The organism is Janthinobacterium sp. GMG2 (assembly GCF_033949445.1).
Lineage (GTDB): Bacteria > Pseudomonadota > Gammaproteobacteria > Burkholderiales > Burkholderiaceae_D > Janthinobacterium > Janthinobacterium aestuarii.
On sequence record NZ_JAXAWA010000001.1, the window covers coordinates 781,774 to 807,332 of the forward strand.

20 protein-coding genes and 1 pseudogene are annotated in these 25,559 nt (G+C 63.9%); 8 read left to right on the forward strand and 13 right to left on the reverse strand.

What is annotated here, in order from left to right; all coding sequences use genetic code 11:
* Positions 1 to 24 precede the first annotated feature (24 nt).
* Positions 25 to 2,145, reverse strand: coding sequence for an acid phosphatase (gene acpA, locus SKZ59_RS03520; protein ID WP_319990846.1), 2,121 nt, complete (start codon positions 2,143 to 2,145; stop codon positions 25 to 27).
* Between the two features lie 163 nt (positions 2,146 to 2,308).
* Between acpA and SKZ59_RS03525 the strand changes: the two genes are divergently transcribed.
* A complete protein-coding gene (locus tag SKZ59_RS03525) occupies positions 2,309 to 3,589 on the forward strand; it encodes a cytochrome-c peroxidase (protein ID WP_319990847.1) in 1,281 nt (426 codons plus the stop codon).
* A gap of 137 nt (positions 3,590 to 3,726) precedes the next feature.
* A complete protein-coding gene (locus SKZ59_RS03530; protein ID WP_034747273.1) occupies positions 3,727 to 4,059 on the forward strand; it encodes a hypothetical protein in 333 nt (110 codons plus the stop codon).
* A gap of 31 nt (positions 4,060 to 4,090) precedes the next feature.
* Here the strand turns inward: SKZ59_RS03530 and SKZ59_RS03535 are convergent, their stop codons facing one another.
* The 4 genes from SKZ59_RS03535 to SKZ59_RS03550 all read right to left on the reverse strand — a co-directional run bounded on the left by SKZ59_RS03535 (position 4,091) and on the right by SKZ59_RS03550 (position 10,896).
* Positions 4,091 to 6,142, reverse strand: a complete 2,052-nt coding sequence (locus SKZ59_RS03535; RefSeq protein ID WP_319990848.1) for a GGDEF domain-containing protein — start codon at positions 6,140 to 6,142, stop codon at positions 4,091 to 4,093.
* Positions 6,143 to 6,325: 183 nt separating this feature from the next.
* Positions 6,326 to 8,134: an ABC transporter ATP-binding protein gene (locus SKZ59_RS03540; RefSeq protein ID WP_319990849.1), complete on the reverse strand. Its 1,809-nt coding sequence runs from the start codon at positions 8,132 to 8,134 to the stop codon at positions 6,326 to 6,328.
* On the reverse strand, positions 8,124 to 9,875 hold the full coding sequence (locus SKZ59_RS03545) for an ABC transporter ATP-binding protein (protein WP_319990850.1): 1,752 nt from the start codon (positions 9,873 to 9,875) through the stop codon (positions 8,124 to 8,126). The genes SKZ59_RS03540 and SKZ59_RS03545 overlap by 11 nt, the downstream gene beginning before the upstream one ends.
* A gap of 166 nt (positions 9,876 to 10,041) precedes the next feature.
* Positions 10,042 to 10,896, reverse strand: a complete 855-nt coding sequence (locus tag SKZ59_RS03550) for a phasin family protein (RefSeq protein WP_319990851.1) — start codon at positions 10,894 to 10,896, stop codon at positions 10,042 to 10,044.
* Positions 10,897 to 11,276: 380 nt separating this feature from the next.
* Here SKZ59_RS03550 and SKZ59_RS03555 point away from each other — a divergent pair, with 380 nt between their 5' ends.
* The 3 genes from SKZ59_RS03555 to SKZ59_RS03565 are packed head-to-tail and all read left to right on the forward strand — an operon-like array spanning position 11,277 to position 13,627.
* Positions 11,277 to 12,551 carry an amidohydrolase family protein gene (locus SKZ59_RS03555; protein ID WP_319990852.1) on the forward strand — a complete coding sequence of 425 codons (1,275 nt, stop codon included), beginning with the start codon at positions 11,277 to 11,279 and terminating at the stop codon, positions 12,549 to 12,551.
* 36 nt (positions 12,552 to 12,587) lie between these two features.
* Entirely contained in the window at positions 12,588 to 13,106 is a 519-nt protein-coding gene (locus SKZ59_RS03560) for a GNAT family N-acetyltransferase (RefSeq protein WP_034747283.1), read from the forward strand.
* Positions 13,103 to 13,627 carry a GNAT family N-acetyltransferase gene (locus tag SKZ59_RS03565; protein WP_319990853.1) on the forward strand — a complete coding sequence of 175 codons (525 nt, stop codon included), beginning with the start codon at positions 13,103 to 13,105 and terminating at the stop codon, positions 13,625 to 13,627. The genes SKZ59_RS03560 and SKZ59_RS03565 overlap by 4 nt, the downstream gene beginning before the upstream one ends.
* Here SKZ59_RS03565 and SKZ59_RS03570 read toward each other — a convergent pair.
* From SKZ59_RS03570 to SKZ59_RS03605, 8 genes and pseudogenes are all read right to left on the reverse strand, one after another.
* Positions 13,624 to 14,547, reverse strand: a complete 924-nt coding sequence (locus SKZ59_RS03570; RefSeq protein WP_319990854.1) for a hypothetical protein — start codon at positions 14,545 to 14,547, stop codon at positions 13,624 to 13,626. The two genes, SKZ59_RS03565 and SKZ59_RS03570, sit on opposite strands and share 4 nt — an antisense overlap.
* A gap of 25 nt (positions 14,548 to 14,572) precedes the next feature.
* Positions 14,573 to 14,743 (reverse strand): annotated as a pseudogene (locus tag SKZ59_RS03575) (IS110 family transposase); the annotation flags it as partial.
* 101 nt (positions 14,744 to 14,844) lie between these two features.
* Positions 14,845 to 16,092, reverse strand: coding sequence for an ROK family transcriptional regulator (locus SKZ59_RS03580; RefSeq protein ID WP_319990855.1), 1,248 nt, complete (start codon positions 16,090 to 16,092; stop codon positions 14,845 to 14,847).
* A 102-nt stretch (positions 16,093 to 16,194) separates the two neighbouring features.
* Positions 16,195 to 18,822, reverse strand: coding sequence for a GH32 C-terminal domain-containing protein (locus SKZ59_RS03585; RefSeq protein WP_319990856.1), 2,628 nt, complete (start codon positions 18,820 to 18,822; stop codon positions 16,195 to 16,197).
* Between the two features lie 44 nt (positions 18,823 to 18,866).
* Entirely contained in the window at positions 18,867 to 19,322 is a 456-nt protein-coding gene (locus SKZ59_RS03590) for an RbsD/FucU family protein (RefSeq protein ID WP_319990857.1), read from the reverse strand.
* Positions 19,315 to 20,112 carry an ATP-binding cassette domain-containing protein gene (locus SKZ59_RS03595; RefSeq protein WP_319990858.1) on the reverse strand — a complete coding sequence of 266 codons (798 nt, stop codon included), beginning with the start codon at positions 20,110 to 20,112 and terminating at the stop codon, positions 19,315 to 19,317. The genes SKZ59_RS03590 and SKZ59_RS03595 overlap by 8 nt, the downstream gene beginning before the upstream one ends.
* Positions 20,112 to 21,071, reverse strand: a complete 960-nt coding sequence (locus SKZ59_RS03600) for an ABC transporter permease (protein WP_319990859.1) — start codon at positions 21,069 to 21,071, stop codon at positions 20,112 to 20,114. The genes SKZ59_RS03595 and SKZ59_RS03600 overlap by 1 nt, the downstream gene beginning before the upstream one ends.
* Before the next feature lie 96 nt (positions 21,072 to 21,167).
* Positions 21,168 to 22,160 (reverse strand): sugar ABC transporter substrate-binding protein, encoded by a 993-nt coding sequence (locus SKZ59_RS03605; protein WP_319990860.1) that lies wholly within the window; start codon positions 22,158 to 22,160, stop codon positions 21,168 to 21,170.
* 293 nt (positions 22,161 to 22,453) lie between these two features.
* Here SKZ59_RS03605 and SKZ59_RS03610 point away from each other — a divergent pair, with 293 nt between their 5' ends.
* The 3 genes from SKZ59_RS03610 (at position 22,454) to SKZ59_RS03620 (ending at position 25,550) form a co-directional block, all read left to right on the forward strand.
* Entirely contained in the window at positions 22,454 to 23,725 is a 1,272-nt protein-coding gene (locus SKZ59_RS03610; protein ID WP_070301390.1) for an ABC transporter substrate-binding protein, read from the forward strand.
* A 119-nt stretch (positions 23,726 to 23,844) separates the two neighbouring features.
* Complete coding sequence (locus tag SKZ59_RS03615) at positions 23,845 to 24,735, forward strand: carbohydrate ABC transporter permease (RefSeq protein WP_058048862.1); 891 nt, start codon at positions 23,845 to 23,847, stop codon at positions 24,733 to 24,735.
* Positions 24,723 to 25,550 (forward strand): carbohydrate ABC transporter permease, encoded by an 828-nt coding sequence (locus SKZ59_RS03620; RefSeq protein ID WP_319990861.1) that lies wholly within the window; start codon positions 24,723 to 24,725, stop codon positions 25,548 to 25,550. The genes SKZ59_RS03615 and SKZ59_RS03620 overlap by 13 nt, the downstream gene beginning before the upstream one ends.
* The last annotated feature ends 9 nt before the right edge of the window (positions 25,551 to 25,559 follow it).

Consider the following 25,559-nt stretch of genomic DNA (forward strand, 5'->3'; position numbering starts at 1 on the left):
CGAATTTTTCAGCCTTACTCAGCCTTACTCTTGCGGCACCAGCGCCAGCGCGGCGCTGAAGTCGCCCATCGGCTTGCCGCCATTGGCCACCAGCGCCTTGTCGCGCGTGCTCAAGCCATCGAGCACGGGCAGGGCGAAGCGGTGCGTGATGGCGCGCAGGATCGAGGCTGAATCGTATGGCGTATGGTCGACCAAGCCCTTTTTCACGTATGGCGAGACGAGGATGGCCGGCACGCGCGTGCCCGGACCCCAGCGGTCGCCCTTCGGCGGCGCGGCGTGGTCATAAAAGCCGCCGTTCTCATCGTAGGTGACGATGACCAGCATGTTCTTCCACTGCGGACTTTTCTTCAGCTGGGCGATGACGCTGGCGATGTGCGCGTCGCCGTCGGCCACGCTGGCGTAGCCCGGGTGCTGGTTCAAATTGCCCTGCGGCTTGTAGAAGGTCACGGGCGGCAACTTGCCGGCGCCCGCGTCGCTGAGGAACTGGCTGTCGAAGTCGCGCAGGTGGGCGGCGCGGTAGGCGGGCGCCTTTACGGGGTCCATGTTGGCAAAGTAATTGAACGGCTGGTGGTGGAACTGGAAGTTCGGCGGATTCGGGAAGCTGCCGGCGCGCGCGCTGGCCGTGGCCAGGACCGTCGTGTCCTTCCAGGCGCCCGCATACCAGGCCCAGTCGATGTTCTTGCCAGAGAGCAGGTCGCCGATATTCGTCTGCGTTTGCGGCGGCAGCGTATTGGCCTTGCCCGTGTCCGCATACAGCTTGCTGCTGTCGCCCGAGGCGGGCGCGTTGCTGCTGGGCTGGAACGGCGGCTGCATGGTATTGACGGCGTAGAACATGCCCGTGCTGTCGGCCGGCGTCAGCGCGCCATCGTTGGCATAGGCGGGCGCACCGTTCAAGACCGTGCCTGGCGCCGTGGCGGATGGCGTCAGGCGCACGAAGTTGCCGTTGGCGTCGACGTCGATCTTGGCGATCAAGCCTTTCGCCACCGACGTGTCGGCGTTCGGATACGTGGGCGCGCAGGCGCAGATCAGGTACTGGTGCGTGAGGAAGGAGCCGCCGAAGGCGCCGATGAACAGGCTGTCGGCCAGCGCATATTGTTTCGCGATGTCCCACAGCTGCATCTTGCTGCCGTCGTAATAGCCCATCGACAGGCCGCCCGCATCGGAATACGCGGCGAACTTGTCGTTGGCGCCGCCGTTGATCTGCATCTGGTTGTTGTAGAAGCGGTGCACCAGGTCGCGCGTGATCACCGATTGCGGCAGGTACAGCGGGCTGCTGGCGTCGTCGATCTGGAACGGCTTGTTGGGCAGGTTGGCCGATTGCGCCTGCGTGATGACGGTGCTCTGGCCGGCCGCCGTCATGCCGCCCCAGGTGGGTGGCAGCACGGGCAGGGTGCTGCCGTCGATGTCTTTCTGCGGCACATAGGCGGCGCTTGACGTGGGGTTGACGCCCGGTACGCCGTTCGCGCCCGGGAACAGGCCGTACAGATTGTCGAAGCCGCGGTTTTCCGCATAGATGACGACGATGGTCTGGATATTGTTCAGCGCCAAGCTGCTATTCAGTGCGGCCAGCATATCGGCGGGCGCCGCCTGCGTGCTGGCGCTGGCGATCAAGGCCGTCACGCTGGCGTTTTCCGCCTTCAGTTTCGCCAGCTCGTCGCCGCTGGCCTTGTTGAAGTCCGACGCCAGGCCCGCTTCGGACACGCCGATGCGCGCGGCCAGCTTGCCGCTGGCGGATGCAAAGTCGCCGCCATTGCCATCCATGACTTGCGCCAGTTCCGTCGACAGGGCGCTGACGAAGGTGCTGTGGCCGGCAGGGGCGCGCAGCAGCAGTTTTTGCGTGACCTTGGTGCCTGCGTCGCCGACGACTTCATGGCGGATCGCGTCCGTGCCGATGGTCACCAGCACGGCGCCCTGGCCGTCCAAGGTGTAGCTGCCGTCGGCGGCCGTGCGCACGGGGCTGGAGGCGCTGTCGCACGTGAGTTTGGCGCTGGCGCTTTCCAGGCATACCTGGGCGTTTTCATAGTAGCTGCCGATCACCTGGCCCGTGGTGCTGGGCGTGATCGCATAGTTGCTGCCGCAGGCGGCCAGGCCCAGCGACAGCAAGATAGGCAGGGGACGTAAGACGGGGCGGGAGTACGGTTTCATGTGCATGCCTTTTGGGTGGAAAACGTCGCATGCTAGGCAGGCAATATGTCAGCTGCGTGACATGTCAGTCCCTGTTACATGACGTAATGTACGGACTTGATACATTAGGTTTTGCAGGGTTTTGTCACGCAGCTGTCACATGCCGTTGCTACGCTGCCAGCCCATGATGAAAACGAACTCCACCTTGCTGCTTGCCGCCGTGGCCGCCTGTCTGCTGGCCGCCTGCCATCCTGCAGCGCAAAAAGAAGCCGTCGCCAAGCCCGCCTATCTGTCGGGCGCCTACGCGCCCACCCTGCAACGCCAGCCTTCCGTGGCCCAGATGACGGCCATGGGACGGGCCATGTTTTTCGAGCCCAGCCTGTCTGTCTCAGGAAAAATGTCGTGCGCCAGCTGCCACAGTCCCGAGCACGCGTATGGCCCGCCGAATGGGCTGGCGGTGCAGCTGGGGGGACCAGAGCTAAAAGATGCGGGCACGCGCGCCGCGCCCTCGCTGCGCTACCTGCAGACGGCGCCCGCCTTCACCGAGCACTATCACGACGACGATGGCGACGACAGCGTCGACGCGGGGCCCACGGGCGGGCGCAACTGGGATGGCCGCGCCCAGTCCGGCCACGAGCAGGCGCTGGCGCCCTTGCTCTCCAAACGCGAAATGGGCAACCGCGATGCGGCCGCCGTCGTCGCCAAATTGCAGGCCGGCCCCCTGGCGGCGCAGTTCCGCCAGACGTATGGCGCGGATATCTTCGCGCAGCCGGGCCAGGCGCTGCGCTGGGCGTTGATGTCGCTGGAAGTGTTCCAGGAAAGCCCGTTGGACTTCTATCCATATACGAGCAAGTACGACGCCGTGCTGCGCAAGCAGGCCGTCTTGAGTCCGCAGGAAGCGCGCGGCCTGGCCCTGTTCAACGATGAACGCAAGGGCAATTGCGCGTCCTGCCACATCAGCGAGATTACTTCCGGCGGCGCCTTTCCCCAGTTTACCGATTACGGCTTGATCAATATCGGTGTGCCGCGCAATGGCAAGCTGCCTGTCAACGCGGACCCCGCGTACTTCGACATGGGCTTGTGCGGCCCGGACCGCACCGACTTGATGGCGCATAAGGAGTACTGCGGCAGCTTCAAGACACCGTCCCTGCGCAACGTCGCCCTGCGCAAGGTGTTTTTCCACAACGGCAGCTTTACCAGCCTGGAGCAGGTGCTGCGCTTTTACGTGCAGCGCGATACGGCGCCGCAAAAATGGTATCCGATGGATAAAAACGGCAAGGTGCGCAAATACGACGACCTGCCGCCCGGCCTGGCGGCGAACGTGAACGTGGAAGCGCCGTTCGACCGCCAGCCGGGCCAGGCGCCAGCCCTGAACGACAGGGAGATCGCCGACGTGATCGCCTTCCTGCACACCCTGACGGATGGCTATCGGGAACCTCGCCCGGCACAGGGAAAACATGGCTAAAAGATATCAAGATACCATTGCTTACAACTACGCCACAAAAGCCTGTTTTTATGTGCGTTAGCGCACGCTAGAAAATTTTAGGCAGGTGTATATTGCGAACTGATCTGTGTCTTTTGATAACAACGAAAGGGAATACCATGAAAGCAAGCAAAAATTGGATGACCGTGTGCGCCGCCGGGATGATGGTTGTGGCACTGGCTGCCTGCCAGAAGAAGGATGATGTCGCCGCCGCCGGTCCTGCGGAACAGGCTGGCCAGAAGATCGATGCGGCCGCCGCCAAGGCTGAAGCCGACATCAAGGATGCCGCTACCAAGGCCGACGCCGCCGTGAGCCAGGCCGCTGCCGATACGGGCGCCAAGATGGACCAGGTCGCCGCTGACGCGGACAAGAAAATGAGCGAAGCGGCCGATGCCGTGGGCAAGAAAGTGGAAAAAGCCGGCGAAAAGATGCAGGACGCCGCGCACAAGTAATCGTCGTCATCAGCGCGCCCCGCAGCTGCCGTCAGGTGATGGCGGCTGCGGCGACGCCTTCGCTGGCCTGGCCGCCTGATACGGTCGTCCCTGTCTTGTCCATCCCGTCCGTTCCCCCCAGCACCACGCTCAAATCGACAAAGCCGTCGCGCCATGCGCGTTCCAGGTCTTGCTCCACCGCTTCCAGTGTCGTTTTTTCCACCTGCCGAAAACCGCGCAAGCCATACGCCCGGTTGCGCCCGTGCGCCTTGGCCAGGTACAGCGCCATGTCGATCAGGTTGACGCTGCGCTCCCACGTGAGGGGCCGTCCCAGCGGCGCCAGCGGATAAGGCGCAAAGCCGACGGACACGTGCACCTGGATGGCCTGCCCCTGGTAGTCGATGCTTTGCGCCGCCATGCCGTTGAGGATGCGCCGTGCGATGTCGTCGAGCCCGTCGCGCGCGACGGCCGGCAGGAAGGCGAGGAATTCCTCGCCGCCCCAGCGCACGATCATGTCCGTTTCGCGCAACACGTCGTGCAAGGTTTCGGCGATCGTCGTCAGCACGAGGTCGCCCGCCGCATGGCCGTAGCCGTCGTTGATATGCTTGAAATGGTCGACATCGAGTAGGAACAGCGCGCCCACGACATCGCCGCCGGCATAGGATGGCTGCGGCTTGCCCGCATGGCTGCGCATGAATTCCTGGAAATGGCGGCGGTTGTACAGGGCCGTCAGCGGGTCGCGCGAACTCTGGCGCTTGAGTTCCTGGTTTTTCACCTTCAGCTGCACGTTCGCGTGGCGCACCTTGCGGTATAGCAAGCCGACGATGGCGGACGCCATGGCCAGTACCAGCGCCAGCAGCCACCACACGCGCTGCTGCAGGCGGCGGTTGTCGATTTCCGTGCTCTTCAGCTGATTCTCCCTGCTCAGCAGTTCGATCTGGCGCTGTTTCTTTTCCGCCTCATACTTTTCTTGCAGCTCATACACGGCCTTTTGCCGCTGCTTTTCGAACAGCTGGTTGGAAATGCCGCGCTCGCGGTGGTACGCCGTGACGGCGCCGCGCAGGTCGCCCGCCTTTTCCAGCGCCATGCCGTACTCCAGCAGCACGGCCTGCATTTCCGGCTGGTTGGCCGTGCGTTCGTAGTAGGCCAGGCCAGTGGCCACGCTTTGCTTGCCTTCCTGCAACCGTCCCTGGCCGATCAGCGCTTGGCCGATATTGAGCCTTGCCGTCGCCTCCACCTGTTCATCGTTGACGAGGCGCGCCGCCGTGATGGCTTCATTCGCGTAGCGCAAGGTTTGCCCGTAGTCGTCTTCCTTCAGGTAGCTGTCCGACAGATTGACGAGGGTGACGGCCACCATGCCGCGCGCGCCCAGCTGGCGTTCCAGCGCCAGGGCCGCCAGCAGGGCGCGCTGGCCCCGCCGCGGCTGCCGCGCGTCGAGCGCCAGCCCGTATTCCGTATTCTTCGCCTGCGCCATGCGGCCCGGCGACGCCAGGGTGCTGGACACGGCCAGCAATTCGTCGAGCACCTCGAACCCCTTGTCGTATTCGCGCATCTGCGTGTACAGCAGGGTGAGGGCATTCAGGGCGGCGGCCAGGCTGGACGGGGATTTGCTCTGGCGCGCCAGGTCGACGGCCGCCTGCAGCTTGGTCAGCGCAAACGGGAAATTGCCTTCCTCGGCCCACGACTGCCCTGCGCTGATGGCCGCCTGCACGCGCACGGGCAGGTCGTCCGTGCGGTTGGCGATCTTTTCCGCCTCAAAGGCCAGCAGGTGCGAGGCGCGGCGCTCGTTCCGGGCAAACGTGATGTAGGCCTTGTTGAGCATGCCTTTCGCCAGCGCCACGTCGCTCTTGTTCAGGCGGGCGTAGGCGATCAGCTCTTCGGCCAGCTGCATGGCGATATCATTCTGCCCCAGGCGCATGCGGGCGTGGCTCAGTTGGGTCAGGAATTCCGCGCGTACGGGCAAGGGGGCGCTGCGCGCCTGCGTCTCGACTTCTTGCAGGCGCTGCAGGGCGCGCGCGGGCACGAAGCGGCCATCGTCGCGCACGGCGGTCAGATACTCCTCGAGGTTGCTGCCGGCCTGGGCATGCGCGGCAGGCGGCAGCATGCAGGCCAATACCAGCAGCCAATGCGCCTTTCGCCATGATGCCCGTCTCTGTCTGCCTGCCAACGTCCCGCTCCCGCAATGACCACCTGTCTGTAACAGATTATATTCTGTTGCAATCAAGAAATATCATGCGCACCGCAGAAATTTGCGAAAGTGCACACAGCCGGCATTGACAAGGCGCTACTACTGCGCCAGCTGCTGCAGCAGGTACAGGCGCTGGTACAGGCCGCCTTCGATCTGCATCAGGGCGTCGTGCGGCCCCGCTTCCGTGATGCGGCCGTGATTGAGCACGATGATACGGTCGGCCTCGCGGATGGTCGACAGGCGGTGGGCGATGGCGATGATGGTGACCTTGCCGCGCAACTCGTTGAGGGCCAGCTGCACGATCTGCTCCGTCTGGCTATCGATGCGCGATGTCGCTTCGTCGAGCAGCAAGATGCGCGGCTGGCCGGCCAGCGCGCGGGCAATGGCGATCAGTTGCTTCTGCCCCGACGACAGGCGCGAGCCGCCTTCGCCCAGCGGCGTGTCGTAGCCGTGTTCCAGCGCCGCGATGAAGTCGTGCGCATGCGCGGCGCGCGCGGCCGTCTCGATCTGTGCCTGCGTGTAGCCGCGGCCCATGTCGATGTTTTCGCGCGCCGAGGCGGCCAGCAGGAACGGGTCTTGCGGCACCAGGCCCACGTCGGCGCGGAAGTGCTCGTTGTCGATGCTGTCGAGGGCCACGCCATTGATGGCGATGCTGCCCTGCGTGACGGGGTAAAAGCGCAGCAGCAAGGACAGCAGGGTCGACTTGCCGCTGCCCGTGTGGCCGACGATGCCGAAAAACGCACCTTGCGGTATCGTCAGCGACAGCTCGTGCAGCACGGGCTGGTTTTCCACGTAGGCGAAGGTCAGCTTCCTGATGTCGACGGCGGGCAGCTCGCTGCCCGTTTGCGCCTGCCGCAGGGCCGGAGTTTCCCGCCCCTGCGCATGTTCGAGCGCCTGTGCCTCGTCGAGCAGGGCCGACACGCGGGCCGTGGCCACCACTGACTGCTGCAACTGGCTGAACTGCATCGTGATCTGGATCAGCGGTTCGATCACGCGCGCGATGTAGCTGATGAACGCATACAGCACGCCCACTTCCACGGCGCCCATCTCGCGCCGGCCGAAGCTGAAGATGACGACGGCCAGCAGCACGATGTTGAGCATGTCGAGCGCGGGGCGCAGCAGCCAGGCGTTGGCGCGCAATTCCTGCATGCGCGCCGTGTAGTGGTCCTGGTTGATGCCCGTGAAGCGCGCGCCGAAGCGCTTTTCCGCGTTATTCGCCTGCAGCACGCTCATGCCGCCGATCGATTCCGCGATCTGGCCGTTGATCTCGCTGCGCAGGGCGCGTGCGCGCGTGACGGCCGGCGCGCTCCAGCGCTGGTACAGGAAGACGATCACCAGCACGGCCGGCAGCAGGGCCAGCACGATCAGCATCAGCCGCCAGTCGAGAAAAGCCATGGCGGCCATCGTGCCGATCAGGACGATGGAGCTGTCGAGGATGACGAACAGCACCTGCACGTACAGCGATTTCACGGCTTCCGTGTCGTTGGTGACGCGGCTGACCAGCTGCCCCGTGATGGCGCGGTCGAAAAAACTCATCGGCAGGCGCAGCACGTGCTGGTACACGGTTTCGCGCAGGCGCTGCACCGAGCGCATGGCCAGGCCGGATAGGCGCACCAGCTGCAGATAGCGCAGGCCGGACGCGACCCAGCCCGTCAGCAGGCAGCCGCCCAGCAGCAATGACACGCGCGTCCAGTCGAGGTGGCGCGGCAGCAGATGCTGGTCGATCAGGGCCTTGCCCAGGATCGGTCCCGTCACTTCGAGGGCGGCGGCGATGATCAGCCAGAACGTGGCCCAATACAAATGGCGCAGGTCGGGCGCGGCGGCGCGGCGCAGCAGGCCGATCGCTTGCGCGGCCTGGCGGCGCACGGATTGGGTGGCTGTATCTGTTTGTACTGTCTTAGATGGCATCGAGGCTGGCCTCCAGTTGTTGATAGCGCCACTGGCTGGCATACCAGCCGTCGCGCTGCATCAGCGCGTCGTGGTTGCCCGTTTCCGTGACGTGGCCGTCGCGCAGCACCAGGATCAGGTCCGCGTTGACGACGGCGCTCAGGCGGTGGCTGGCGATGATGGCGCTGCGCTCGGGGCGGCGGGCGCGCAGTTCTTCCAGGTGCTGCAGGATGCGCGTTTCCGTGCCCGTGTCGACGGCGGACAGCGCATCATCGAGCAGCAGCAAGCCGTTGTCGGCCAAGAGCGCGCGGGCAATCGCCACGCGCTGGCGCTGGCCGCCGGACAGGGTGATGCCTTTCTCGCCCACGTGCGTCTGATAGCCATCGGGGAACTGCAAAATATCGGCATGGATGTCGGCCAGCTGCGCCGCCCGTTCCACTTCCTCGCGCGTGGCGCCGGGGCGGGCCAGGGCGATATTGTCGGCGATGGTGGCGGAGAATAAAAACGACTCTTGCGGCACCCAGCTGATGGCCGCGCGCAGCGCGTGCAGGGTGTAGGCGTCGAGCGGCTGGCCATTCCATGTGGCTTGGCCTGATTGCGGCGTCACCTGGCGCAGCAGCACGCGCAGCAGGGTCGACTTGCCGCTGCCCGTCGGACCGACGAGGCCCAGGGTCTGGCCCGGCAGCAGGCGCAGCGAGATGCCGGACAGGGCCGGCGCCGTCTGGCCCGCGTAGGCAAAGCCGACGTCCTGCAATTGCAGGAGGCCAGGAGTGAGCGTGGCGATGGTGCCGTGGTCGTCGATGGCCAGCGGCGCATCGAGCATCGGCTGCAAGCGCTGCCAGGCGGCGCGGCCCCGTTCGATCAGCGAGAGCACCCAGCCGGCGGCGAACATGGGCCAGATCAGCTGGCCCAGGTACATGGAAAAGCTTGTCAGCGCGCCGATGGTCAGCTGGTCTTGCCACACGAGGTAGCCGCCCAGGCCCAGGGTCAGCGCCGTGGCGGCCGTCAGGGTCAGGCCGACGGCCGGTTCGTACGCCGCTTCCCAGCGCTGCGCCGTCAGGCTGGCGTTGGCCGCGTGGCCGGCCAGGGTGGAGAACTGCTTGCTGCTGCGCTCTTCCAGGCCCAGCGCGCGCAAGGTGCGCACGCCCGACAGCGATTCCTGCACATGGTCGTTCAGCGCGGCAAAGCGCTTTAAGGAATCCGTCGACGCCGTGTGGATATGGCTCGAGATGCGCCAGAAGGCCAGTCCCATCAGCGGGAAGGGCAAGAGGGCGATGCAGGCCAGGCGCCAGTCCACGCCCAGCAGCATGATGCCGAGCACCATCAGCAGGGTCAAGGTGCCGTCGAAGCCGGCCAGCATGGCTTCGCCGGCGGCCATTTCGATGGCGTCGATGTCGTTCGTCGCCAGCGCCATCAGGTCGCCCGTGCGCTGGTTCTGGTAGAACGACGCGCCCTGCTGCGACATGCGCGTGTAGAAGCGCGTGCGCAGCATCACGCCCAGCTGGTAGGCGGCCTTGAACAGGGTGATGCGCCAGCCCACGCGCAGGAAGTAGATGACGACGCCGACGGCGAGCAGGGTCAGCAGCTCAAGCCACAGTTCGGCCGCCGTCATGCGGTGCGCGGCCAGCGCGTCGATGATGGCGCCCACGCGGCGCGGGATCCAGACGGTCAGTGTTGCCACGCCTGTCAGCATGACGGCAGCGGCGGCATACGCCGGCCAATGCTGACGCACGAAGCCGGCGATGAGCCTCGATAAACTCATGGTTACCTTTTGTTTTGTAGTAATGGGGTGTCGCGGGGCGGAAGGACGGGCACGCGGACGGAAAGTACGCGTAGGATACAACAAGGTGGAAAAGTGCGCTGTGGACGGGCACGCAAAAAACGGGCCGTAGCCCGTTGTTTTGCTGCGTCAGTGCTGTGCGCGAGGCTTACTTGCGGCCGCTGCCTTTAGCGCCACCCAGCATGTCGAGCTGTTTCGATGGCGTGCCTTTGGGCGCTGCCTTGGCTGCCGGCTTGGCGGCTGGCGCAGGGGCGTGCTTGACGGCGGCCTTGGCTACGGTCTTGCCGGCGGCACTGGCTGGCTTGGCGGCCGGTTTGCTCGAAGGAACTGGCTTTGCAGCTGGCTTGGCCGGTGCCGGCGCGGCGGCTTTCGCCGGTGCTGCGGCGGTGTGCGCCTGTGCGGGCTTGGCCGCTTCCGGCTTGGCTGCCGGTTTGGCTTCCACCGCTTTCACGGCTGGCTTGTCGGCGGCTTTCTCGGCAGGTTTGGCCGGCGCTGCTTCTGGTTTGGCTGCCGGCGCGGCGGCAGGCTTGGCTACTTCGGCAGGCTTGGCGGCAACGGGCGCTGGTGCCGCTGCTGGCGCTGGTGCAGGCACAGCGGCAGGCGCAGGTACAGCTGCCAGCGCAGGCTTGGCTGCGGCAGGAGCGGGTGCGGTTGCGGCGACAGGCGCGGCTTCGTCGAGGCGTGCCTTGGCCGAGGCCAGCAATTCCGCCTGGGTGCTCGAGGCGATGCCGAACAGCTGACGGCTGTAGGCCAGCACGCTTTCGATGTTCGGTTGCGCCTGGCTGGTGCTGTAGCTGAAAAAGTCGCGCGGGTCCTGCGTTACCAGTAGCTGCTGCGCCGTTTCCGCCGTCTGCGAGATGGCAGCCTTGCCGGCGTTCAGGTTCAGCGCGATGATTTTCTCGGCGCTTTCAAAGACTTTGCTGGTGAGGGTGCTGAAGATTTGCAGCTGGCTTTCCAGTTGCGACTTGGCGGCGCTGGAAAATTGTTCAGGAAGCGGAAACATATTTACTCCTTTGTACGGATTAAAATGCTGGCAAAACGCTCTGCAAAATCCCGAAAACCAGAGTTGGCCGCGTTTTGTAAAGTAGGTAGCGTGCTAAACAGCTGATCATAGACTTTTTATGATGCAACGCAATATGAATATTCTAGCGGTGATTCGAGTTAGTTGAAAGCTATTTTCTCAAGGGCGTGTACCGCGTGCCGGCTTCATTCATGCGCCTGGCAGCATTTGCGGTAAGTTTGCGCGTGCGCAAAGCGTTGTCAGGGAATCTATGGCTACGCTTTTGCCAGTGACTGTATTCTTGCACTGCAGCATGCTTGAAAAGATACGATGACAATGCACTCGAAACACCAGGTACCGTAGTCAACCGAAGGAGTGTCCGCATGGACCTTGTCATCCGCAATGCCAGCCTGCCCGACGGGCGCCGCGCCATCGATATCGCCATCGAGGGAGGTCGCATCGCCGCCGTCGGCCCCGCCTTGCCCGTGACGGGCGCGCAAGAGATCGACGCCGCCGGCGACCTCGTCACGCCGCCCTTCGTCGATGCCCACTTCCACATGGACGCCACGCTCAGCTATGGCTTGCCGCGCGTGAACGCCTCTGGCACCCTGCTCGAAGGCATCGTCCTGTGGGGCGAGCTGAAGCCGCAATTGACGCAGCAGGCGCTGGTGGACCGCGCCCTGCAGTATTGCGACTGGGCCGTGGCGCGCGGCTTGCTGGCCATCCGCTCGCACGTCGATATCTGCGACCCGCGCCTGCTGGCCGTCGAAGCGCTGCTCGACGTCAAGCGGCAAGTGGCGCCATATCTCGATTTGCAGCTGGTGGCGTTCCCGCAGGACGGCATCCTGCGCAGCCCCGGTGCCTTCGACAATCTGAAGCGCGCGATCGCCATGGGCGTCGACGTGGTGGGCGGCATCCCGCATTTCGAGCGCACCATGGCGGACGGCGCGGAATCCGTGCGCCTGCTGTGCGAATTCGCCTGCGAACGGGGCCTGATGGTCGACATGCATTGCGACGAGTCGGACGACCCGCTGTCGCGCCACATCGAAACCCTGGCCTTCCACAGCCAGCGCCTTGGCATGCAGGGCAGGGTGACGGGATCGCACCTGACGTCCATGCATTCGATGGACAATTATTATGTGAGCAAACTGCTGCCGCTGATCCGCGAGGCGGGCGTGGCGGCCATCGCCAATCCCCTCATCAACATCACCTTGCAGGCACGCCACGATACGTATCCGAAGCGGCGCGGCATGACGCGCGTACCCGAGATGCTGGCCGCCGGCATCCCCGTCGCCTTTGGCCACGACTGCGTGATGGACCCGTGGTACAGCCTCGGTTCGGGCGACATGCTGGAAGTGGCGCACATGGGTTTGCACGTGGCGCAGATGACGGGCCAGCAAGCGATGCACGACTGCTTCCTGGCCGTGACGGAAACGCCGGCGCGCATCCTGGGCCTCGATGGCTACGGCATCGCGCCCGGCTGCCATGCGGACTTGCTGATCCTCGATTGCGGCAGCACCGTGGAAGCGCTGCGCCTGCGCGCGGCGCGGCGCCTGGTGCTGCGGCGCGGGAAAATCGTCAGCGAGGCGCCGCGCGCGCAATCGCGCCTGCACCTGCCGGGGCGTCCGGACAGCGTGAACTTCCGCCTGGGCCGCTGATACAATCAGCCATCACTTGTTATCGGGAGCACCGACTTGAAAGAAATTGATATCCGCCCGGCCAGTGAAGCCGATTTCGATGCCATGTGGCCGATCTTCCAGACCCTGGTGGCCGGCGGCGACACGTATTCCTTCCCCGCCGATACCACGCGCGAAGCGTGCCACGCCTACTGGTTCGGCCCCGGCGTACAAAGCTTTGTCGCCACCATGGGCACGGAGCGCCTGCTGGGCATGTACAAGCTGGTGGCGAACCAGCCTGGACATGGATCGCACGTGGCCAATGCCTCGTTCATGGTCGACCCGGCCGCGCAGGGCGTGGGCGTGGGGCGCCTGCTGGGCGTGCACTGCATGGAAGAAGCGCGCCGCGCGGGCTACCTGGCGATGCAGTTCAACTTCGTCGTCAGCACCAACCTGGCCGCCGTCACCCTGTGGAAAAAACTGGGTTTCACGGTCGTCGCCACATTGCCGCTGGCCTACCGCCACGCGCAGCTCGGCTATGTCGATGCCTATGTGATGTACCAGCTGCTGACCGACCCGATGCAGTGGCCGGCATGAGTGGCGCCGTCACTGTGATCGAGACGCCCCGCCTGCGCCTGCGTACCGCCAGCGTCGATGATGGGGCGTTTTTCCTCGGGCTGGTGAACGAGCCGACCTGGCTGGCCACCATCGGCGACCGCCACATCCATACCGTGGACGCGGCGCGCGCGGCGCTGGAAACGGGCCCGATCGCGCAGCAGCAGGAACTCGGCTACTCTTTCTATATCGTCGAGCACCGCGCTGACAACGTGGCGATCGGCATGTGCGGCCTGATCAAGCGCGCCACCATGCCGGGTCCCGACATCGGCTACGCGCTGCTGCCCGCGTATTGCGGCCAGGGCCTGGCCTGGGAGGCTGCAGCTAGCGTGCTGCGCCATGCGCGCGACGTGCTGTGCCTGCCGGCCGTGTATGGCCTCGTGTCGCCGCAGAACCAGCCTTCGATCAACTTGGTCAACAAGCTCGGTTTGCGCTTCGAACGCTTTTCGCGCCAGCCGCTGGCTGGCAAGGACATCAATATCTATCGCAAGAGTTTTTCTTAGTCAATTCTCAGGCACCGCGTCCAAGTCGAACCATCGAACTGCATGACATCCTTGGCTCCGATGGACCACATGATGCCGTCGGCCGCACTGAGGTGATAACAGGTCAGCGGCACGTCGTCGCCGAAGTCGACGGGTTTGAGCTTGCCGTCCTCAAGCCGATAGACGCCATGGGTGGAAGACACGTACAGCTGTCCATCGAATACCTCCATGCCCCAGAGGTCTTCCTGCGTGCTTTCATGTTCGATCATTTCCCATTGGTCATGGCGTCCGCGTAGCAAGGTGCCCAGCTGTCCGCAGGCGTAGACAAAGCCATCGGGTGCGCAGCGAACCTTGTGGAGAGCGAGCTGGGTCGGGCTGTTCTGCCGGGTGAAGAGGGCGCCGTCGTATTGCCAGATTTCGCCTTCCCAACCGACGGTATAGATTTCCTGTTCGCTGTAGCCATCGATGGACTCGAAGCTGGTGTCGGTGATCGGGGTGTCGCCGACCTGGGCGCTCTGGTCGATGCATCGCCACTGGTCTTCGCCTTCGCGCACATAGGCCTGCCGGCAGGTGCCCACGGCATAGGCCCGACCGTTGGCGATGCCGCGGATTTCACGCAGCGGGCCGCGTTTTTTGGGGTCTGCGCCGCAGCTGGCAATGGATTCTTCCAGTACAGTGCCGCCACCACTGGCTTCTACTGACCCATCGGTCCCCAGCGCCAGGTAACGTTCGGCCGGCACATGGCAGACTGTTCCGGAACAGGCGAGCCATGGCACTGTGCCGGCGCCCCAGGTTCCACAATCCAGAGAAATCAGTAACGAACCAGTGTAACCCTCGCTGATAGAGAGGTCGTCCGTGGTAATCAAATAGCCGAGGTCTGAGTAGCGAACGACTCCGGTACCAATGCTGAGTCCGCTGAATCGCGGGTCTTGAGAGTCCATGTTGGTCTCCTGATATGAGTAATTAAGTTCTTGCTTTCACGAAACCTTGACGGACTCGGTGGCGTGACAGCACCGCGTCCGTCTTGATCGGTATAAACCGCATGCCGGGCCGGGTCACCGCTTCGCAGATCGCTTGCGCATCGGCAGCATTGTTCGTCTTGACGTGCGGCTTGACGAATTGCGGCGCCATCAGCTTCCATCTTCATGGTAGCCGCTTCTTTCGTTTGGAGCCGGATACGCCCCCTGTTTGGGCACCTCAATACCGTTTGAAGGAGGGCGTCCGGTCCATTAGAACATTTATTTGAGGAACAGGTCCCGGTCCGGTGCGAAATGCGCGTACAGCGGCAGGAAGGCGCCGCCAACGGCGCGCGCGTCGGAGCCGACGGTGCCGCCGAGCACTTGCGGTCGGGCGATGCCCTCCCAGCTATAGCATTCCAGCGCGCGCTCGACCTGGGCCAGCAATTGTTCGAGCAGGCCGCGGTCGAAGGAGCCGTCGATAATCACCCCCTCCAGGTCGAGCAGGCAGGTGGCGCTGGTGATGCTCAGCGCGATGGCCCGCGCCGCGTCGTCGAGCCAGGCCGCGGTGTGCGTGACGAACGGTTCCTGCAGCGCGCGCCCGTCGTGGGCGGCGGCCGGGTCCAGCCCGGCCAGGGTGTACAACTGCTCGAGGTTGAACAGGGAAGCGTCGCCCAGCAGCTGGCCCGGCGGATGCCTGGCGCCGGCCGTGGCCATGCCGAGCGGCAAGGAGCCGACCGCGCCGGCGTTGCCGTGCAGGCCGCTGTGCAAATGGCTGTTGATGACCAGGCCGCCGCCGATGAAGATGTCGACGAAGATGTACAGGAAGTTCTTGATGCTGCGCCCGCGCCCGAGCACCAGCTCGGCGACGCAGGCGGCGGCCGTGTCCTTGGCGAACTCGACCGGCAACGCCGTCATCGCCTGCACGCGCTGGCCGATGTTGATGCTGTCCCACGCGTTGGCCTGCTCCGGCGCCATCTCGAGCAGATTCTGCCAGCCGCCCAAGCCCAGTGGCGCGGCGATGCCGACGCCGCACAGGCGCGGCAGCAACTTCGGTCCCAGCAGCACGGCCATGCTTTTGAGCGCCGACTCGATCTGGCCGAACACGGTGTCGGGGACGGGAAAGGAGTAGGGGAACGACAGGCGCTCGCGCGTCTTGCCGACGAAATCGACCAGCAACACGTCGAGGCTGCGCCGGCCGATCTTGATGCCGATCGAGAAGGCGCCGTCCGGATTGAGCATGATGGGCACCGACGGCTGGCCGACCTTGCCGCGCACGGGCGCGCGCTTGCTGACCAGGCCGTCGTCCAGCAGGCGGTTGATGATCAGGGAAACCGTTTGCGTGCTCAGATTGGTCAGACGGGCCAGGTCGGCCTTGGGCATGCTGCCGTGCAAGCGTACGGCCTGCAGCACCACCCGCTCGTTGAACTGGCTCATGCCCATCTGGTTCGAGCCGCGCGGCTGCAGCCATTGAACATCGTCGATGGCTGCTTGCGGCGCGCACGCCTCTTCGGTAAAGCTGTCTGACATGGCGGGGCGGGTCCGGTTTCTACAGGCGTAAAGAAGGACATTTTATTACATATCGACCGCCCCGCCAGTGAAGCTCCAGATGACTGGAGCTCCCGTGCAGCTTTAGCGCTTGGCCCAGATCGACTTCAAAGGCCAGATGGTCAGCTCTTTCAGTGTTGCCGCGCCGCCCACGGCGAACAGCGCGACACCGTTGCTGGACGGTTGCGGAAAGATCTGGTCGGTCAACACCACCTCGTTGCCCGCAAATACCATCACCGACGAGGTGTCGACCACGATGCGCAGGTCCACCGTGCCGGTGCGCAGCGGCAGCGGGGCGGTATGGCGGGCGGCAAAGCTGGCGTTGAAGCTGGCGTCGCCCGATTTGCTGCGGTCGATATAGACCTCGCCCGCTACCGCGTCATAGCCGATGACGGTTTCTTCTCCATTCGTGCCGGTGCGCACCTTCAGGCCAAAACCGGTGGCACTGCCTGGCTGGAATTTGGCCACGATGTCGAGGGCCTGGCCCGGGGCGGGGGCGATAGCGAGTGCTTGCACGCCGGCGGCCACCGAACGGTCCTGGGCGCTGTACAGCGCTTTGCTGCGCAGTGTGCTGAAGTTGTCCACCGGCTGCTGCACCAGCCGCGCCTGGCCGGCTATGGTGCGCAGCGTGAATTCCCGGGCGAAGGTCTGCGCGCTGCGCCATGGGGTGGTGGGCGTGTTGCCGGCGTAGTCCCAGTTGCTCATCCAGCCCAGGCCGATGCGCTTGCCATCGGGTATGCCGTTCCAGGTCACGGCGGCATAGAAGTCGGCGCCGTAGTCGAGCCAGTTGGCTTCTTCCTTGGCGCTGTCCGAAAAGACGATATGGTCGACCAGGATATGGCCCCAGCCGCCCGTGTTTTTGTCGACCACCTGGATCTGCGCGCTCTTGCCCCGGTAGGCGTCCACGTTCCAGCTGCGCCAGTTCAGGGTTTCGGCATTGGCGCCGGTTGCGCTCTTTACCACCTGGCCGTTCACCAGCAGGTTCACCGTCGTTTCATCGCTGACGGGCTTGGCCGGCTGGTCCGATGCCTCGAACACGTCGGCAAGGATGTGTCCCCAGGCCCCGTCGTTATCGTCGATGATGACGATCTGGGCCTGCTGTCCGGCGAACTCGCGCACGTCCCAGTTTGTCCAGTTCAGTTCGGAGTCCGCCCCGGTGGCGCTGCGCACCACCTTGCCGTTGACCTTGAGCACTACCGCCACAGGATTCGGGCTGTCATAGGGATGGTTGCCGCCCCCGACGAGGAAGTTGATATAGGCCCTGGAGATGGTGAAGGTGGGCGACGTCAGGCTGCCCTTGGGCGTGTCGCCGGCACCGAAGAAGGAATTGAACACACCCGCGCCCAGCTTGCCAGCTGCCGCTTGCCGGTCGGCGTCGCTTCCGGCGGCAACCTTTTGCCCCACCAGGTCGCCGGCGGGCGTCCAGCCCAGGTCGGCGTAGGTGGCATTGGCCGGGCCTTCAAAACCGGCGCCCGGGAACAGCAAGGTTCCCGCAGGCACCGTGCCATCGCCCGCACCGGCCAGACGCGGATGGCGCCCGCCGCCGACCATCAGATTGATGTACTTGCTGGTGACGGTAAAGGCGGGCGAGGTGAGCGTGCCCGTGGCGCCGTCATCCTTGCCCAGCCGGTAGGTGTCGAGCAACTGGCTGCCTTGGTTGTCGGCCACGCCATGCGAGGGGACCACGGGCGTCTTGCCTGCAAAGTCGCCCGTCGATGCCCAGCCGGTGGCATCGAAGCTGGCCGCTTCAAAGTCCTGGTAGACGGTGCCCGTGGGGGGCTTCTTGTCGATTACGCTGTTGGCGTCGGCCACAAAGCGCGTGCCGTCGAATTTCCCCACAAAATAATGCGCTCCGGAACCACCGGCCACCGAGCCGGGGTTGATGTTGATGTTCATCACCCATTTGCGTTTGCTTGCGTCGCCATCGACGGGCAGCTCGAACAGGTCGGGACATTCCCAGATGCCACCGACCGCGTTGGCCGGGCCAAAGGCGCTCATGTAGGTCCAGTCGCGCAGGTTTTTGGACGAGAACAGCAGCGCCTGGTGCTTCTCCGAGGCCACGGCAACCATCACCCATTTTTGCTCCGGTGCATACCAGAAGACTTTTGGATCGCGGAAATTTTGCCCTTCGGTTTCAAACGGCGCCGGTGGCGCGGCAATCACCGGGTTGGCGGCGTACTGGGTCCAGGTGCGTCCCCGGTCCAGGCTGTAGGCGATGGACTGGGACTGGGTGTTGGGGGCGAGCACCTGGCCGTTGGCCAGCGTTTTTCCTTGCGGGTACACACTGGTATAGATGGCCACCATGGCAGGCTTGCCGGCGCTGCCAAGGCCGCTGGTATTGTTGGTGTCGACCACCACGCTACCGGAGAAGAACATTTGCGTGAGCTTGCCGCCAGCGTCTTTTTCCGCCGTCAGGGCGACGGGCAGCTCGTTCCAGTGCAGCAGGTCGGTGCTGACGGCGTGGCCCCAGGACATGTCGCCCCAGGTATTGCCGTTCGGGTTGTACTGGTAGAACAGATGGTATTCGCCGTCGTGGTAGACCAGTCCGTTGGGATCGTTCAGCCAGTTTTTTGCGGCGGTGTACGAGAGCTGGGGGCGGTAGGTTTCCAGGTAGCTGGACTGGGGCGGCCCGCTGCTGCTGTCGCTATCGCTGCCGCAGCCCACCAGCAGGGTGGCAAGGCAAGAGGCGAGAACAGGGAAGTGCTTTGACATGGTTATCTCCTTATATTTTATGTTTTATTCCAGCTGCACGTTCCTCAGCCCGCCAGCGGATCGCTGATCACACCCTTCTTGAACAGGAAATTGGCGTACGGTTGCATTTCGCCGGTCTGCACGATGGCGTAGGCGCCCTTGACGCGTTCGTAGAAGGCGAAGCGCTCGACCGCCTCGCATTGCTCCGGCGTGGCGGCGCCGGTGGCGGCGATCTGCTCGAGCATGGTGCGCTGCAGCGCCGACAGATAGCCGTCGGCGGTGTTGCATACCTTCATGAAGGCGACCGGCTGGTCGACCATGGCGTCGAGCGGAAACACCGACAGCAGCGCCGCGCTGGCGCGCTGCAGGTCGATGCCGGGCAGGCGCACCAGCGGCTTGCCCTGGCCCAGGGTCTGACTGGTGAAGTTGGCGTCGACCAGCACGACTTCCTCGCCATGGCCCATTTCGCACAGGATCTTCAGCAATTCCGGGCTGAGCAGCGGATCGATTCCCTTAAGCATGGGCTTCCTCCGGAAATTCTTCGGCGCTCTTCGCGCCCGTCATCACTGCCACGGTGTCAGACATGCTGATGTGCTTCGGGTTCAGCACGGCGACACGCTTGCCCAGGCGTTGCACGTGGATGCGGTCGGCGATCTCGAACACGTGCGGCATGTTGTGGCTGATCAAAATCACCGGCAGGCCGCGGTCGCGCACATTGCGTATCAGTTCCAGTACCATATTGCCCTCCTTTACGCCGAGTGCGGCGGTTGGTTCATCGAGAATCACGACATGTCTGGCAAACGCCGTGCTGCGCGCCACGGCCACGCCCTGGCGCTGGCCGCCAGACAGGGTACCGACGGCTTGCTTCATCGAGCGGATGCCGATTTTCAAATCGCGCATATGGGCTTCCGCCTCGGCCAGCATCTGCTTCTTGTCGATGCAGCGCAGGAAGCGCGACAACATGCCCTTGCGCAGCAGTTCGCGGCCGAGGAACAGGTTCTCGGCGATCGTCATGGCTGGTGCCACGGCCAGGTCCTGGTACACCGTCTCGATGCCGTAGCGGCGGGCGTCGATCGGCGACTTCAGGTGGATCGGCTTGCCATCGAGCAGCATCTCGCCTTCGTCGGGGACGAGGGCGCCCGACAGGGCCTTGATCAGCGAGGACTTGCCGGCGCCGTTGTCGCCGATCACGGCGAGTATTTCTCCCGGCAACAAATCGAAATCGGTGCCGTCGAGGGCGGTCACGCTGCCGTAGCGCTTGACCAGGCCGCGGGCCTGGAATACCGGTTGCACATGCGTCGTCATGTTCATCAACCTTTCTTGTGTGTCAGTTGATCGGTGGCCACGGCCAGGATGACCAGGATGCCCGTCACCAGGATCTGGTACACCGAGGACACGCCCATCAAGGTCAGGCCGTTGCGGAACACGCCGACGATCAGCACGCCGACGAGGGTGCCCATGATCGAGCCGCGCCCGCCGAACAGGCTGGTGCCGCCGAGCACGACGGCGGTGATGCTGTCGAGGTTGTCGGTCTGGCCGCCCTGCGGGTCGCCCACGCCCATGCGCGCCACGGACATCAGCGCGGCGATGCCGTAGCACATCCCGGCGATCATGTAGACGCCCAACAAGACTTTATTCGTGGCGATGCCGGTCAGGCGGGCCGCTTCTGGATTGTTGCCGACGGCGTACAGGTGGCGGCCGGGCGCGGTCTCGCGCAGGTACAGCCAGGTCAGCACGTACATGCCCAGCATCAGCACGGTGCCGTAGGTAAAGGTGGCCTGGCCGAGCTGGAAGGTGTTGCCGAAATATCCCATTGCTTCCGGCAGGCCGGTGACCGTCTGGGCCTGCGAGTACAGCTGCGTGACGGCGAAGGCAATGTTCATCGTGCCCAGCGTGACGATAAACGCCGGCAGCTTGACCGAGGTCACCAGCGCGCCGTTGATAAAGCCGATCAGCACGGTGACGGCAATGCCGCACCCGATCGCGAGATAGGGGTTCATGCCGAGGTCGACGGCGAATTTGGTCATGATGACCGAGCCCAGGGCCATGGCCATGCCGCAGGACAGGTCGATGCCGGCGGTCAGGATGATCAGGGTCTGGCCGATGGCGATGATGCCGACGACCATGACTTGCTGCAAGATCAGGGAAAAATTCTGGCTGCTGAGGAAGCGGTCGCTTTGCGACGCAAAGAAGACGCAGGCGGCGAGCAGGGCAATGACCGGGCCCAGTTTAGAGAGCGGCGGCATAAATGCCGGAACGGTGGAACGCATCTGTTATCCATATTCAAGAGGGGAAAAAGGCGGCGCGCAGGCGGCCGCGCGCCGGCAAGGCAGATCGCCTTGCCGAACGTGGCCGCCTGCGTGGATTTATTTACCCCAGCAGGAGTTCAGGCCGAACGCCGTGTCGCGGCTCTCGACGCCCGCTTGCTGCTTGTCGCTGATCAGGGTGACGCCGGTATCGACGTAGCCGCTGGCCTTCTTCCCGTTCTTGGCGTACTCGACGCCGGCTTCGACGCCCAGGCCTGCCATGTTCAGCGGATACTGCTGCGAGGTCGCCGCGATGACGCCGGCCTTGACGTCGCGCACGCCGGCGCAGCCGCCGTCGACCGAAACGATCATCACGTTCTTTTCCTTGCCCAGGGCCTTGAGCGCCTTGTAGGCGCCGGCGGCGGCCGGCTCGTTGATGGTGTACACCAGATTGATGTCGGGATTTTTCTGCAGGCAGTTTTCCATCGCCGTCTGACCCTTGCCCTGGTCGCCGAAGCTGTCGGCCATGCACACCACGTCGGCGGTTTTCGCCGGCCCGACCGTCTTGGCGCTGATGCCCGGCGCGCCAAAGCCGGCCAGGAAACCGTTGTGGCGGGCGATCCCCACCGGATGGCCGGGGAACAGGTCCAGCATGGCGATCTTGACGGGCTTGCCGGCGAAGGCAGCCTTCGCGTATTGGCCGATCAGCAAGCCGGCCTTGTAGTTGTCGGTGGCGAACAGCGCGTCGGTGGCGTCCTGCGGCTCGGTCGGGCTGTCGAGGGCGATCACCAGCACGCCGGCCGCGCGCGCCTTCTTGATGGCCGGCACGATGGCTTTCGAATCGCTCGGGGTGATCATGATCGCCTTGGCACCGGCGGCCACCATGTTCTCGATCGCCGTCACCTGGCCGGCGTTGTCGCCGTCGGCGCGTCCGGCCGCCGTCAACAGCTTGGCGCCCTTCAGTTTCGCGCGTTGCTGCGCGCCTTCTTTCATCTTCACGAAGAAGGGGTTGGTATCGGTCTTGGTGATCAGGCCGACGATTGCTTCCTCGGCCATGGCGGCGCCGCCGGCTGCCGTCAGGACAGACAGTGCGATGCATTGTTTGACGTTCATTGTGTTGTCTCCAGAATCTATTTATTTTTTACCGGGAGGCGATTGCCTCGGCCTGGGGGCGGCCGTCAATGCGGTGCCCGAGCCAAATATACGCCCGGCTAATTAATAAATCAAGCGGCTTTATATATTGTGTGTGGTAAAAAAGATCAGCCCATCGCGGCCGGCATGGAGGCCTTTTTGCTGAAAAATAGTATTTGAAAACTCGCCGCTTTTGCAGTGGTGGCAGATGGACTTTGTTTTTATAGTTGGCATACCGGTGGAAAACCGCCGGACTATAAAAATGGAGACGTGTTATGAAAATCATGACTGCTGTTGCATGGGGCACCCTCATGTCCGCCGGGTTTGCAGACGCCTCGGCGCAAAGCTGCTCGGTGCCCGTGATCAAGGTGCTGGCACAAAAAAGCCTGGGCCTGACGGTGATGGAAAAGACCCTCGCCGAGTATGAAAAGAAAAGCGGCACCAAGGTACAAATCAGCTATTTCGGCGAAAACGACCGCCGCTCGAAAGCCCGCCTCGACGCTTCCACCAAGGCCGGCTCCTACCAGATCTATTACATCGACGAAGCCAACGTGGCCGAATTCGCCACGGCCGGCTGGGTCGTCCCGCTGCTCAAATACCTGCCCAAGGACGCCGATTACGACGACTTCCTGCCGGGCCGCCGCGCCGTCGCCTCGTACAAGGGCGTAGCGTATTTCGCGCCCCTGATCGGCGGCAGCGACTTCCTGTTCTACCGCCGCGACCTGCTGGAAAAGGCCGGCATCGCCGTGCCGAAAACGCTCGATGAACTGGTCGCTGCTGTCAAGAAAATGAATAATCCGCCGAACGTGTATGGCTGGGCGGCGCGGGGCCAGCGCGGCTCGGGCATGAATGTGTGGCGCTGGGCGCCGTTTATGCTGGCCGCCGGCGGCAAGTGGGAAAACAACGGCGTGCCCGCCTTCAATTCGCCGCAGGCCGTCAAGGCCACCACTCTGTATCGCGAGCTGTTCAAGTATTCGCCACCGGGCGGCGCCACCTACGACTGGAGCAATGCGCTCGAAGCGTTCAGGTCGGGCAAGGTGGCGTTCATGATCGAGTCGACGCCGTTTGCCGACTGGATGGAAGACCCGAAAAAATCCTCGGTGGTCGACAAGGTCGGCTATGTGCGCCCGCCAGCGCCGCTGCCATCGGCTGCGTATGGCCACGGCCTGGCCATCTCCGCCACCGGCGCGAAAGATGAATGCACGCGCCAGGCGGCCGGCAAGTTCATCGCCTTCGCCACGGGCAAGGAGCAGGAGCAGGCGCGCCTGAAGGACAACGTCTTCAGCGACTATAACCGCACCAGCACCATCAACAGCGACTACTTCCGCAAGCACGTCAAGCCGCAGATCCAGGCGGGCCTGACGGACACCACGCCCGTCTCGCGCGTCACCATCTGGCCCAGCCCCGAGTGGCCGGACATTGGCGACAACCTGGGTGTAGTTTTGGAGGAAGTGTTTACGGGCACGCGCGGCGACGTGCAAAGCGCGTTGGATGAGGCGAATGAGTATGCGACGGAAGTGATGCAACGGGCTAAGAAACGTCAGTAAGCCCGTATCGCCGACGACTCCGCTAGCTTAAATCAGGGGTCAGACCCGGCGGGTCTGACCCCAGCTCTTGCTTTTGGGGTAAAGCCAGCGCTTGCATCTTCACGTCTGAAAGCCATCCTATGCCACACACCATCCATAAAAAACGCCACACCTGGCTGCCGGCCGTCTTCCTGACCTTGCCGCTGCTGGTCCTGCTGGTACTGGGCCTGGTGCCCAGCATCGCCGCCATCAACCTGGCCCTGCAAAATCGCGTGCTGCGCTACAGCGACAGCGATTACGTCGGCTTTGCCAATTTTCTCCGCCTGTTCGGCGACCGCCGCTTCGTCAATGCCGTGCAGGTGTCGGCCATCTGGGAAGTGGTGACTGTGGCCGGCTCGCTGATCGTCGGCGTGCTGCTGGCCGTGTTCTTGTTCGAGAAGGTGAAGGGACGCACGCGTGACATCATCGCGCTGCTCTTGATCGTGCCCGTGCTGCTGCCGCGCGTGTCGGCCGCCTTCATCTGGAAGTTCATGTATTCGCCATTGATGGGCATCCTCAACTGGATGCTCGAATGCGTTGGCCTGGGCGGCACGGCCCTGCTGTCCGATCCCGCCACGGCCCTGTACGCGGTGGCCTTGGTCGACATCTGGCAGTGGGGCCTGTTCTTCGGCGCCGTCATCCTGAAGCTGCTGGAAACTCTGCCCGGCGAACCGCTGGAAGCGGCGCGCCTCGACTACGCCAGCACGCTCCAGGTGTATGCCTACATCGCACTGCCCATGCTGAAGGTACCCATCATGAGCCTCGTCTTCATCAAGATGGTCGAGTCGCTGCGCTCGTTCGACCTGATCTACGTGATGACCAAGGGCGGCCCCGGCATCTCCACCGAAACCCTGGACATGTACGCGTATGCGCAGGGCATCGGCTTGATGGGCAAGGTGTCGTACGCGTCCAGCATGGCCGTGCTGATGATGCTGGCCACGACAGTAATATTCACCCTGCTCTGGAAGCGAGTCGCCAAATGGGAAAACTGACTATCCGGCGCGGTGTGGACCATGCCGCCACCACCGCCATTACTACCGCGATTATCCTCGTGGCGCTGTTCCCCATCCTGTGGGCCGTGCTCAACTCCTTCAAGGAGCTGATGGACATCGTCACGCCCGTGCCGCGCTTTTTCTTCAGCCCGACCCTGGCCAATTACAAGCAGGTGCTGGCCAGCCCCGAAGTGCTGACGGGACTGGGCAACAGCGTGGCCATCGTCGGCGTCGCCGTGCTGCTGGGGGCTGTGCTGGGCGTGCCGGCCGCGTATGCGATCGCCCGCTATCCGATCCCGGCCAAGAAGGATATCCAGTTCTTCCTGCTGTCGCTGCGCTTTTTGCCACCTGTCGCCGTCGCCATTCCCTTGATCTCGATCTGGATCGACCTGGGCCTGTACGACTCGCGCCTGTCGATGGTGGTGACGTATCTGCTGGTGACCCTGTCGACCATCATCTGGCTATCGATTCCCGCGTTTGCCCGCATTCCGAAAGAGATCGAGGAAGCGGCCGCGCTCGACGGCTACGGCCCTTACCAGGTGTTCTGGTACGTGGCCCTGCCGGTGGCCTCGAAAACCCTGATGGGCGGCATTGTCTTCAGCTTCGTGCTGGTCTGGAATGAACTGATGATCGCGCTGGCGCTCACCTCGTCGAAAAGCATGACCCTGCCCGTGGTGGCGTCGGCCTTTACCTCGATGGGCCAGGAAGTGCCGTGGGGCGTGGTGAACGCTTCCACCGTACTGCTGGCGCTGCCGCCGCTGCTGTTCGTCGGCATCCTGGGACGGCTGCTCAACTCCATGCTCAAACATAAATAAGGAAATCCA